Here is a 10,468-nt window from a genome sequence, read left to right as displayed (position 1 = left end):
TACAGTTGCCCACGGCCCTACGTCTTGCGCAGCTCCGCGTAGGGGCGAATTCATTCGCCTCTGCAGGAGCCTCAGGGCGAATGAATTCGCCCCTACACCGCGACTCCTACCGCCACTGCGCCAGCCACTCCAGGCTGGCCGCGGTGCCCTCCTCGCCCGGCCGGTATTCGGCCGCCAGCCAGCCGGCGTAGCCCGCCTCGCCCAGCGCCGCCCGTGCAGCGGCGAAATCCACCTGCCCGGTCCCCGGCGCCCCGCGCCCCGGGCAGTCGGCGAACTGCACGTGACCGATTCCACCACCCAACGCGGCGATGCAGGCCGGCAGATCCAGGCCCTGGCGGGCCATATGGTAGAGGTCGAGCTGGGCGGCGAAATTGGGGTGCCCCACTGCCGCGATCAGACGGTTCAGGTCTTCCGGCGTATTGACCAGGAAGCCCGGCATGTCGATGGGGTTGATCGCCTCGGCCAGCACCCGGATGCCCAGCGGCGCGAAGGCTTCGGCACAGCGGCGCAGGTTGCCGGCCAGGGTGGCCAGCGCCGTCTCCCGCTCGACGCCCTCGGCCAGCCGGCCGGGCAGCACGTTGACGAACTGCGGACGCACCGTGGCGGCGTAGACCAGCGCCTGGGCCAGTCCGGCGTCGAACTCGGCCTGGCGCTCCGGCACCGCCGCCAGGCCCGGCCCGCCGGCCATCAGATCGCCCGCCGGCAGGTTGATCAGCACCAGCGGCAGCCCCGCCTGCTTCAGCGCGGCCTTGAGGTCGTGGGCGGCCACCTCGTAGGGGAACTGGATCTCCACCCCGGCGAAGCCGGCCTCGGCCGCCGCCTGGGCGCGCTCGAGCAGCGGCAGCTCGGTGAACAGCAGCGACAGATTGGCGGCGAGTCTCATGCCTCGTCCTCCCGGCGGAACAGCTCGACCAGGGTCGCCGGATCGCGCTCGAGGTTGCCCTGGCTGCCGTGCAGACGCATCAGCTGCGCCGCCAGGCCGCTCATCGGCGTGGCCGAGCCCTGCTCGCGGGACAGCTTGACCGCGGTGTCGAGGTCCTTGAGCAGGGTGCGCACGTGCCACTTGATCGGCTCGAAGCGGCTTTCGGCCATCTGCGGGGCGAGAATCTGGAGCGGTTTCGAATCGGCGAAGCCGCCGGCCAGCGCCGGCGCCAGCAGGCTGGCGTCCACGCCGGCGCGCTCGGCGAGCGCCACCACCTCGGCGATCACCAGCGCGTTGCAGGCGACGATCATCTGGTTGCCCACCTTGGTCACCTGACCGGCGCCGACCTCGCCCATGCGCGTCAGCCGCTGGCCGAGGTGGGCGAGGATCGGCCGCAGGCGCTCGATGTCGTCCGCCGCACCACCGGCCATGATCGCCAGGCTGCCGGCCTCGGCGCCTGGGGTGCCACCGGAGACCGGCGCATCCACCCAGCGCATGCCGCAGCGCTCCTCCAGCTCGATGGCCATCTTGCGGGTGGCCGCCGGGTCCGAACTGGAGAAATCCACCAGCAGCTGGCCGGGCAGGCCCTGTTCGACGATGCCGCCGGGACCGAACACCACCTCGCGCACCGCCGCGGTGTCGGCCAGGCAGAGCATGACGATGTCCGCCTCGCGGCACAGGTCGCCGGGATTCACCACCACCTGCGCCCCGGCGTCCACCAGCGCCTCGCACTTGGCCGGATTGCGGTTCCACACGCTGAGGGGGAAACCCGCGGCCAGCAGGCGGCGGCTCATCGGCAGGCCCATCAGGCCGATACCGGCGAAGGCAAGGGAAGGCGGGGTCGACATGACAGACTCCAGTGGGTATAAGGAGCCGCCATTCTAACCCTGGGGGCGTCGCGCCAACATTCGACCAGCGGCGCCCTATACTCACAGACGTTTTTTCCGCCATTGAACCGGAGAACTCCCATGCTCAAGCGTACCCTGGCGCTGGCCGCCGGCATTGCCCTGTCCGTTTCCGCCGTGGTGGCCAACGCCGCCGAGGTCCTCAAGGTTTCCGCCATCCCCGACGAAGCGCCCACCGAGCTGCTGCGCAAGTTCAAGCCGCTGGGCGCCTACCTGGAGAAGGAGCTGGGCATGCCGGTCGAGTTCGTGCCGGTCGCCGACTACGCCGCGGTGGTCGAGGGCATCGCCGCCGACCGCGTCGACCTGGCCTGGCTGGGCGGCTTCACCTTCGTGCAGACCCGCCTGAAGACCGGCAACGCCATCCCGCTGGTACAGCGCGAGCAGGACGAGAAGTTCACCAGCAAGTTCATCAGCGCCGACCCGGCGGTGAAGTCGCTGCAGGACCTGAAGGGCAAGACCTTCGCCTTCGGCTCGGTGTCCTCCACCTCCGGCAGCCTGATGCCGCGCTACTTCATGCAGAAGGACGGCATCGTTCCCGAGCAGTTCTTCTCCCGCGTGGCCTACTCCGGTGCGCATGACGCCACCGTCGCCTGGGTGCAGGCCGGCAAGGTCGACGCCGGCGTGCTCAACGCCAGCGTGTGGCAGAAGCTGGTCGACGCCGGCAAGGTCGATACCGCCAAGGTGCATGTGTTCGCCACCACCCCGACCTACTACGACTACAACTGGACCGTGCGCGGCACCCTCGATCCGGCGCTGACCGCCAAGCTCAAGAAGGCCTTCCTCGCCCTCGACCCGGCCAACCCGGAGCACAAGGCGATCCTCGACCTGCAGGCCGCCAGCCGCTTCATCGAGACCAAGCCGGAAAACTACGCCGGCATCGAGGAAGCCGCCCGCGCCGCCGGCCTGTTGAAGTGAGCATCCGCCTGACCGGCGTGGGCATGACCCACGCCAACGGTCGGCACGCTCTTCAGGATGTCGAATTGACGGTCAGCCGCGGCGAGCGGCTGGCCATCATCGGCCCATCCGGGGCCGGCAAGACCACCCTGCTGCGCCTGCTGGCCACCAGCCTGCAGCCCAGCGAAGGCCGCCTGGAACTGCTCGGCACCGAACCCTGGCAGCTGTCCTCCGGCGCGCGCAAACGCCTGCGCGCGCGCCTGGGCCTCATCCACCAGAGCCCGCCGCTGCCGCCGCGCCAGCGCGTGGTCACCGCGGTACTGGCCGGCCGTCTCGGCCAGTGGCCGCTGTGGAAGGGCCTGCTCAACCTGCTGTATCCGCTCGATCCGGCTGGCGCGCGCGACGCCCTGGCGCGCCTGGATATCGCCGACAAGCTGTTCGAGCGCTGCGACCAGCTCTCCGGCGGCCAGCTGCAGCGCGTGGGCATCGCCCGGGTGCTCTACCAGCGGCCCGAACTGATCCTCGCCGACGAACCGGTGTCGGCGATGGACCCGGTGCTGGCCAGCCACACCCTTGGCGTGCTGACCGCCGAGGCCGAGGCGCGCGGCGTCACCCTGCTGGCCAGCCTGCATGCGGTGGACCTGGCGCTCAACCACTTCCCGCGCATCGTCGGCGTGCGCGACGGGCGCATCGCCTTCGACCTGCCCAGCCACGCGGTGAGCGCGGAGGCCCTGGAGGCCCTGTATGCCAACGAACAGCTGGCCGCCCCCTCGCCCGCCTCGCCGCCCCCGGCGCCGCATGTGGTGGCCATCCCGCGATGCTGAGCCCTTCGGCCGGTCCGGCCCCGCGCGATCCCGCCGCCCTGCCGCGCCTGGCGCTGACCATCCTGGCGCTGGCCCTGCTGTGGCCGGGGTTGTCGCTCAGCGAGCTGAATCTGGCCGTGCTGCTCGACGGCGACAATGCCGCCACCATGGGCAGCTTCGTCGCCGGCTTCTGGCCGCCGGCGCACGCGGGCGAGTTCCTCGCCCTGCTCGGCCGCGCCACCCTGGAAACCCTGGCCATCGCCACCGCCGGCATGGCGCTGGCCTGGCTGATCGCCGCGCCCTGCGCGCTGCTGGCCACCCGCGTGCTGTCGATATCGGCGGTGGCACGCGGCGGCCGCCCGCTGTGGTGGGCCAACGCCCTGCGCTGGCCGGTACGCCTGCTGCTGATCGTGCTGCGCAGCATCCCGGAGATCGTCTGGGCGCTGCTGTTCGTGCGCGCCGTTGGCCTGGGCCCCACCGCCGGGGTGCTGGCCATCGCCATCACCTACGGCGGCATGCTCGGCAAGGTCTACGCGGAGATCTGCGAATCGGTGGACCCGCGCCCGGCACGCGCCCTGCTCGCCGCCGGCAGCCCGCGACTGGCGGCGTTCGCCTACGGCGTGCTGCCCAATGCGGCGGGGGAAATGCTGTCCTACACGGTGTACCGCTGGGAATGCGCGATCCGCGCCTCGGTGGTGATGGGCTTCGTCGGCGCCGGCGGGCTCGGCCAGCAGATCGACCTGTCGATGCGCATGTTCGCCGGCGGTGAGGTGGCCAGCATGCTGCTGACCTTCTTCGCCCTGGTGTTGCTCGCCGACCAGCTCAGCCGCCTGCTGCGCAACCGGTTGACATGAAGGGCTGGCCGGCATGAAACGCACGCTCAACTACGCCTTGCTCGTGGCGATCCTGCTGGCCGTCGTCGCCTCCTTCGCCGGTCTCGGCCTGGACTTCAGCGGGCTGACCAGCACACGCAGCCTGTCCCTGATGGCCGACTACGCCGCGGGCTTCTTCCCGGCCGACTTTTCCGCCGCACACCTCGCCGCCATCGGCCGCGCCAGCCTGGAAACCCTGGCCATGTCGGCGCTGGGCACCCTGCTCGCCGCCCTGCTCGGCCTGCTGCTGGCGTTACCGGCGGCCGGTCGCTTCGGCCGCATCGGCATGGCTCTGGCGCGCCTGCTGCTCAACGCGTTGCGATCGATTCCGGAACTGGTGTGGGCGGCGCTGATGGTGCTGGCGGCGGGCCTCGGCCCCAACGCCGGCACCCTGGCGCTCGCCCTGCATACCGCCGGCGTGCTCGGCCGGCTGTTCGCCGAAGCGCTGGAGAACACCCCGGCCGAACCGGCCGAGGCGATTCGCCTGAGCGGCGGCGGACGCATCGCCGCCTTCGTCTACGGCACCCTGCCGGGCGTCTGGCCGCAGCTGATCGCCTACATGCTGTATCGCTGGGAGAACAACATCCGCATGGCCAGCGTGCTCGGCTTCGTCGGCGCCGGCGGCCTTGGCCAGATGCTCTACGTCAGTCTCAGCCTGTTCCAGCAGGCCCAGGCCGCCACGGTGATTCTCGCCATGCTGCTGCTGGTGCTGGTAGTCGACGCCCTGAGCGGCTGGGCGCGGCAACGCTGGGTCAGCCACTAGCCGCCGGAGTCGGCCGCTTCGCGATCAGACGTCCGATTTCGGATCACGGGCGCCCACCGGGCCGCTGATGATCGCCTGCAGCTTGCTGCGGATGTCCTCGAAGGTGGCGTCGAACTCCTTGTGATGGCGCAGGACCGGGCTGTGGTTGGGCGGCATCCCATGCTTGGCGGTGACCTTGCCCACGGTGCTGGCGAAGTTGAACACCGTGTCGTGGGACATCTCGAAGGCTTCCTCGAACGCCTTGCCGGCGATCTCGCCCAGCAGGCGGAAGTGCACCGTCGCTCCGCCTTTCGAATCCGGGCGCACTTCGTAATGAATATCGACGCTGTAGGCCGGCAGGCCTAGCGCCGCGACGGGGTTGGAGACGTGTACGTGACCGGGCTCGAACATGGCTGCACTCCTTGGGTCGGAAACTGCAGGAAGTCTAGTCCGGCTTTTCCGGAGCGTCCGCCCGACGCTGGATCAATGCAGCGCCGGCGCCACCGTGCGCTCCTGAACCAGCACCCAGGGTGCCACCACCACCGCCCACAGCTGCGGATCGCGGGCCAGGTAGTCCTCGGCATCCAGCACTTCCAGCTTGCGCAACTCGCCGCTGGCCAGCCACTGGGTAATGGTGCGCTTGTCGTCCTCGGCCAAGGCCGCGGCCACGCCGACGAGGTCCAGGGTTCCTTCCACACGCAGCACCGCACCGCGGGCAAAGAAGGGTTGCAACTCCTGCCAGGAAATCGCCGCGGTTTCGCCGAGCAGCTTGGAATAGAGAGTGCTAGGTTCTGAAGTAGGGCCAGACATGGGTGTCACCTTCGATCGGGGGCGCCATGATAACGCCCGGCCGGTCGCAGGCAAGCCTACGGAGTCGGCTGTCGTACAGCGCAATATGTCGGGACGCTCCGGGGTGCTGGCTTTTTGCGTTATGACACGGCAATTTAGGCGCGGGATCAGAAGCTTGTGGCAGATTGGCGGCTGAGCCCCGGTCTGCACCACATAAAACGAAGACAACAGTGGAGCATTTATGAGCAAACTCTCAGGGAAGCTTTCCCGCCTGTTCGCCGGCATCGCACTGGCGGGCCTCGCCAGCCACGGCCTGGCGGCCGACCCCATCAAGATCGCCATCGCCGGCCCGGTCACCGGTCCGGTGGCGCAGTACGGCGACATGCAGTTCATCGGTGCGGAAATGGCGGTCGAGCAGATCAACAAGGCCGGCGGCGTCAATGGCCAGCAGCTCGAAAGCGTTCGCTACGACGACGCCTGCGATCCCAAGCAGGCCGTGGCGGTAGCCAACAAGATCGTCAACGACGGTATCGTCTTCGTGGTCGGTCACCTCTGCTCAAGCTCCACCCAGCCGGCGTCCGACATCTATGAGGACGAGGGCATCCTGATGATCAGCCCCGCCGCCACCAGTCCGGACATCACCGCCCGCGGCTACCAGATGATCTTCCGCACCATCGGCCTGGACAGCCTGCAGGGCCCCACCGCCGGCAAGTTCATCGTCGAGAAGATCAAGCCCAAGAACGTCGCGGTGATCCACGACAAGCAGCAGTACGGCGAAGGCATCGCCACCGCGGTCAAGCAGACCCTGGACCAGGCCGGCGTCAAGGTCTCGCTGTTCGAAGGCATCAACAGCGGCGACAAGGACTTCTCCTCGCTGATCGCCAAGCTCAAGCAGGCCGGCGTCGACTTCGTCTACTACGGCGGCTACCACCCCGAGCTGGGCCTGCTGCTGCGCCAGAGCGCCGAGAAGGGCCTGAAGGTCCGCTTCATGGGCCCGGAAGGCGTCGGCAACTCGGAAATTTCCGCCATCGCCGGCCCGGCCTCCGAAGGCATGCTGGTCACCCTGCCCAAGTCCTTCGACCAGGATCCCAAGAACCAGGCGCTGGTCGAGGCGTTCAAGGCCAAGAAGCAGGACCCGTCCGGTCCCTTCGTGTTCCCCGCCTACGCCGCCGTGCAGGTGATCGCCGAGAGCATCGACAAGACCGACAGCACCGATCCGGTGAAGGTCGCCGAGGCCCTGCGCAGCAACACCTTCGAAACCCCCACCGGGGCCCTCGCCTTCGACGAGAAGGGCGATCTGAAGGACTTCAGCTTCGTGGTCTACGAGTGGCACGCCGACGGCACCAAAACCGAGGTCAAGTGATGAAACCGTCCGGCCGGGCATCCGCCCGGCCGCGACATGAACACGCAGCGCTGGCGGCGGATCCCGCCGGCGGCTGCAGGATTCGATCGCTGCGCCAGCGGGCATCCGTCCCGAACGACCTGGTGCAGGCACAGCTCCGGAAGCAGGGATCACCGGATCGGCATATGGCCGAGGCTTGCGCGCACCCGTCACCCCCGCAGCGATCCCCAGGAGAGGCGTCATGCCCGAGCTCTACCACTACCTGCAACAACTGGTGAACGGCCTAACGGTCGGTAGCACCTATGCCCTGATCGCCATCGGCTACACCATGGTCTACGGCATCATCGGCATGATCAACTTCGCCCACGGCGAGGTGTACATGATCGGTTCCTACGTGGCCTTCATCGTCATCGCCGGTCTCAGCCTGATGGGGCTGGATAGCCTGCCGCTGGTGATGATCGCCGCCTTCGCCGCCACCATCATCGTCACCAGCGCCTACGGCTACAGCATCGAGCGGGTCGCCTACCGCCCGCTGCGCGCCAGCAACCGGCTGATTCCGCTGATCTCGGCGATCGGCATGTCGATCTTCCTGCAGAACCAGGTGCTGCTGGCCCAGGACTCCAAGGACAAGGCGATCCCCAACCTGCTGCCGGGCAACTTCGTGCTCGGCGAGAGCACCATGAACGGCGTGGTGATCTCCTACATGCAGGTGCTGATCTTCATCGTCACCCTGGCGACCATGCTCGGCCTGACCCTGTTCATCTCCCGCTCGCGCCTCGGCCGCGCCTGCCGCGCCTGCGCCGAGGACCTGAAGATGACCAACCTGCTGGGCATCGACAGCAACCGCATCATCGCCCTGACCTTCGTCATCGGCGCCGCGCTGGCCGCGGTGGCGGCGGTGCTGCTCGGCATGCAGTACGGCGTGATCAACCCGCACATCGGCTTCCTCGCCGGCCTCAAGGCGTTCACCGCCGCGGTGCTCGGCGGCATCGGCAGCATCCCCGGCGCCATGCTCGGCGGCCTGCTGCTCGGCGTGGCCGAAGCATTTGGCGCCGATGTCTTCGGCGACCAGTACAAGGACGTGGTGGCCTTCGGCCTGCTGGTCCTGGTGCTGCTGTTCCGTCCGACCGGCATCCTCGGCCGCCCGGAGGTGGAAAAGGTATGAGCAGCTCGACTATCGGCAAGAATCTCAAGACCGCCCTGTTCAGCGCCCTGCTGGTGCTGGCGGTGGCCTATCCGGTGCTCGGCCTGAAGCTGACCACCGTCGGCATCCGGGTCGAGGTGCACGGTGCCAGCCCGCTCGTCCTGTGGACCATCGCCGCCGCCGCCGTGGCCATGTTCGTCTGGCAGCTGACCCGCGAGCGCGTCGCCTCGGCCTGCTCGGGTATCCCGGGCCTGCCCAGCCTGCCGCGCAGCACCAGCAACTTCCTCACCCTGCCCTCGACCCAACGCTGGGCGATTCTGGCGCTGATCGTGATTGGTCTGGCCTGGCCGTTCTTCGGCTCGCGCGGCGCGGTGGATATCGCCACGCTGATCCTGATCTACGTGTTGCTCGGCCTCGGCCTGAACATCGTGGTCGGCCTGGCCGGCCTGCTCGATCTGGGCTATGTCGGCTTCTACGCGGTCGGCGCCTACAGCTACGCCCTGCTCTCGCACTACTTCGGCCTGAGCTTCTGGCAGTGCCTGCCGATCGCCGGTGCCATGGCTGCGCTGTTCGGCTTCCTGCTCGGCTTCCCGGTGCTGCGCCTGCGCGGCGACTACCTCGCCATCGTCACCCTGGGCTTCGGCGAGATCATCCGCATCCTGCTGCGCAACATGACCTGGCTGACCGGCGGCCCCAACGGCATCAGCGGCATCGACAAGCCGACGCTGTTCGGCCTGACCTTCGAGCGCCGCGCCGCGGAGGGCATGCAGACCTTCCACGAGTTCTTCGGCATCGCCTACAACTCCAACCACAAGGTGATCTTCCTCTACCTGGTCGCCCTGCTGCTGGTGCTGCTGGCCCTGTTCGTGATCAACCGCCTGCTGCGCATGCCGCTGGGCCGCGCCTGGGAGGCGCTGCGCGAAGACGAGATCGCCTGTCGCGCGCTGGGCCTCAACCCGACGCTGATCAAGCTGTCGGCCTTCACCCTCGGCGCCTGCTTCGCCGGCTTCGCCGGCAGCTTCTTCGCCGCGCGCCAGGGCCTGGTCAGTCCCGAGTCGTTCACCTTCATCGAGTCGGCGATCATCCTCGCCATCGTGGTGCTCGGCGGCATGGGCTCGCAGCTCGGCGTGATCCTCGCCGCGGTGGTGATGATCCTGCTGCCCGAGCTTGCCCGTGAATTCAACGAATACCGCATGCTGATGTTCGGCGCCCTGATGGTGCTGATGATGATCTGGCGTCCGCAAGGACTGCTGCCGATGCAGCGCCCGCATCTGGAGGTGCGTCGATGAGCCGTTCCCTGCTTGAGGTCCGCGACCTGTCCATGCGCTTCGGCGGCCTGCTGGCGGTCAACGGCGTCCGCCTCGACGTCCAGGAGAAACAGGTGGTGTCGATGATCGGCCCCAACGGCGCCGGCAAGACCACGGTATTCAACTGCCTGACCGGCTTCTACCAGCCCACCGGCGGCAGCATCCAGCTGCGCGGCGAGCCGATCCACGGCCTGGCCGGCCACCAGATCGCCCGCAAGGGCGTGGTGCGCACCTTCCAGAACGTTCGCCTGTTCAAGGACATGACCGCGGTGGAGAACCTGCTGGTGGCCCAGCATCGCCACCTCAACACCAGCTTCCTCTCCGGCCTGCTGAAGACGCCGGCGTTCCGCCGCAGCGAGCAGGACGCCATGGAGTTCGCCGCCCACTGGCTGGATCGCGTCGACCTGCTCGATGTGGCCAATCGCCCGGCCGGCACCCTGGCCTACGGCCAGCAGCGCCGCCTGGAGATCGCCCGCTGCATGATGACCCGCCCGCAACTGTTGATGCTCGACGAGCCGGCCGCCGGCCTCAACCCGCGCGAGACCGAGGAGCTCAAGCAGCTGATCGGCATGCTGCGTACCGAGCATGGCGTCACCGTGCTGCTGATCGAGCACGACATGCACCTGGTGATGAGCATTTCCGACCACATCTACGTGATCAACCAGGGCACCCCCCTGGCGGACGGCACGCCGGAGCAGATCCGCAGCAACCCGGACGTGATCAAGGCCTATCTGGGGGAGGCCTGAGC

General features: G+C 68.4%; 12 protein-coding genes. 8 read left to right on the top strand and 4 right to left on the bottom strand.

The annotated features are described in order from the left end of the window. Positions 1–106 precede the first annotated feature (106 nt). Positions 107–883 carry a hydroxypyruvate isomerase family protein gene (locus tag LMJ29_RS01600; RefSeq protein WP_229603323.1) on the bottom strand — a complete coding sequence of 259 codons (777 nt, stop codon included), beginning with the start codon at positions 881–883 and terminating at the stop codon, positions 107–109. Beyond that, complete coding sequence (locus tag LMJ29_RS01595; protein WP_229603322.1) at positions 880–1,770, bottom strand: NAD(P)-dependent oxidoreductase; 891 nt, start codon at positions 1,768–1,770, stop codon at positions 880–882. Before LMJ29_RS01595 ends, LMJ29_RS01600 begins: the two co-directional genes overlap by 4 nt. A gap of 120 nt (positions 1,771–1,890) precedes the next feature. On the opposite strand from LMJ29_RS01595, the gene LMJ29_RS01590 reads away from it, so the two are divergent. From LMJ29_RS01590 to phnE, 4 genes are read left to right on the top strand one after another with little or no spacing between them, the layout of a single operon-like run. Beyond that, a complete protein-coding gene (locus LMJ29_RS01590) occupies positions 1,891–2,742 on the top strand; it encodes a putative selenate ABC transporter substrate-binding protein (RefSeq protein WP_229603321.1) in 852 nt (283 codons plus the stop codon). Further along, complete coding sequence (locus tag LMJ29_RS01585; RefSeq protein WP_229603318.1) at positions 2,739–3,545, top strand: phosphonate ABC transporter ATP-binding protein; 807 nt, start codon at positions 2,739–2,741, stop codon at positions 3,543–3,545. The genes LMJ29_RS01590 and LMJ29_RS01585 overlap by 4 nt, the downstream gene beginning before the upstream one ends. Further along, positions 3,539–4,378, top strand: coding sequence for a PhnE/PtxC family ABC transporter permease (locus LMJ29_RS01580; RefSeq protein ID WP_229603316.1), 840 nt, complete (start codon positions 3,539–3,541; stop codon positions 4,376–4,378). The genes LMJ29_RS01585 and LMJ29_RS01580 overlap by 7 nt, the downstream gene beginning before the upstream one ends. Positions 4,379–4,391: 13 nt before the next feature. Continuing rightward, positions 4,392–5,159, top strand: coding sequence for a phosphonate ABC transporter, permease protein PhnE (phnE, locus tag LMJ29_RS01575; RefSeq protein ID WP_229603312.1), 768 nt, complete (start codon positions 4,392–4,394; stop codon positions 5,157–5,159). Positions 5,160–5,183: 24 nt separating this feature from the next. On the opposite strand, the gene LMJ29_RS01570 is transcribed toward phnE, so the two are convergent. Then, positions 5,184–5,549, bottom strand: a complete 366-nt coding sequence (locus tag LMJ29_RS01570; RefSeq protein ID WP_229603309.1) for a DUF5064 family protein — start codon at positions 5,547–5,549, stop codon at positions 5,184–5,186. Between the two features lie 72 nt (positions 5,550–5,621). Then, positions 5,622–5,948 (bottom strand): DUF2288 domain-containing protein, encoded by a 327-nt coding sequence (locus tag LMJ29_RS01565; RefSeq protein ID WP_229603306.1) that lies wholly within the window; start codon positions 5,946–5,948, stop codon positions 5,622–5,624. 220 nt (positions 5,949–6,168) lie between these two features. Here LMJ29_RS01565 and LMJ29_RS01560 point away from each other — a divergent pair, with 220 nt between their 5' ends. From LMJ29_RS01560 to livG, 4 genes are all read left to right on the top strand, one after another. After that, positions 6,169–7,290 (top strand): branched-chain amino acid ABC transporter substrate-binding protein, encoded by a 1,122-nt coding sequence (locus tag LMJ29_RS01560; protein WP_229603303.1) that lies wholly within the window; start codon positions 6,169–6,171, stop codon positions 7,288–7,290. Positions 7,291–7,510: 220 nt separating this feature from the next. Continuing rightward, a complete protein-coding gene (livH, locus tag LMJ29_RS01555) occupies positions 7,511–8,434 on the top strand; it encodes a high-affinity branched-chain amino acid ABC transporter permease LivH (RefSeq protein ID WP_229603300.1) in 924 nt (307 codons plus the stop codon). Further along, positions 8,431–9,702 carry a high-affinity branched-chain amino acid ABC transporter permease LivM gene (locus LMJ29_RS01550; protein WP_264758721.1) on the top strand — a complete coding sequence of 424 codons (1,272 nt, stop codon included), beginning with the start codon at positions 8,431–8,433 and terminating at the stop codon, positions 9,700–9,702. Before livH ends, LMJ29_RS01550 begins: the two co-directional genes overlap by 4 nt. Continuing rightward, the gene (livG, locus tag LMJ29_RS01545; protein WP_229603298.1) at positions 9,699–10,466 is read left to right on the top strand and encodes a high-affinity branched-chain amino acid ABC transporter ATP-binding protein LivG; all 768 of its coding nucleotides are present in this window, start codon (positions 9,699–9,701) and stop codon (positions 10,464–10,466) included. Before LMJ29_RS01550 ends, livG begins: the two co-directional genes overlap by 4 nt. Positions 10,467–10,468: the final 2 nt, after the last annotated feature.

This window comes from Pseudomonas oryzagri (assembly GCF_020831405.1).
Lineage (GTDB): Bacteria > Pseudomonadota > Gammaproteobacteria > Pseudomonadales > Pseudomonadaceae > Geopseudomonas > Geopseudomonas oryzagri.
The sequence above is the reverse complement of the archived record's forward strand: the minus strand, read 5'-3'. Positions and strand labels throughout refer to the sequence as shown.

Bases quoted from the DNA above. Each gene is read 5' to 3' on its own strand.
- LMJ29_RS01550 (WP_264758721.1), top strand. From the start codon at position 8,431: ATGAGCAGCTCGACTATCGGCAAGAATCTCAAGACCGCCCTGTTCAGC.
- LMJ29_RS01560 (WP_229603303.1), top strand. From the start codon at position 6,169: ATGAGCAAACTCTCAGGGAAGCTTTCCCGCCTGTTCGCCGGCATCGCA.
- livG (WP_229603298.1), top strand. From the start codon at position 9,699: ATGAGCCGTTCCCTGCTTGAGGTCCGCGACCTGTCCATGCGCTTCGGC.
- LMJ29_RS01580 (WP_229603316.1), top strand. From the start codon at position 3,539: ATGCTGAGCCCTTCGGCCGGTCCGGCCCCGCGCGATCCCGCCGCCCTG.
- phnE (WP_229603312.1), top strand. From the start codon at position 4,392: ATGAAACGCACGCTCAACTACGCCTTGCTCGTGGCGATCCTGCTGGCC.
- LMJ29_RS01595 (WP_229603322.1), bottom strand. From the start codon at position 1,770: ATGTCGACCCCGCCTTCCCTTGCCTTCGCCGGTATCGGCCTGATGGGC.
- LMJ29_RS01600 (WP_229603323.1), bottom strand. From the start codon at position 883: ATGAGACTCGCCGCCAATCTGTCGCTGCTGTTCACCGAGCTGCCGCTG.
- LMJ29_RS01590 (WP_229603321.1), top strand. From the start codon at position 1,891: ATGCTCAAGCGTACCCTGGCGCTGGCCGCCGGCATTGCCCTGTCCGTT.
- LMJ29_RS01570 (WP_229603309.1), bottom strand. From the start codon at position 5,549: ATGTTCGAGCCCGGTCACGTACACGTCTCCAACCCCGTCGCGGCGCTA.
- livH (WP_229603300.1), top strand. From the start codon at position 7,511: ATGCCCGAGCTCTACCACTACCTGCAACAACTGGTGAACGGCCTAACG.
- LMJ29_RS01565 (WP_229603306.1), bottom strand. From the start codon at position 5,948: ATGTCTGGCCCTACTTCAGAACCTAGCACTCTCTATTCCAAGCTGCTC.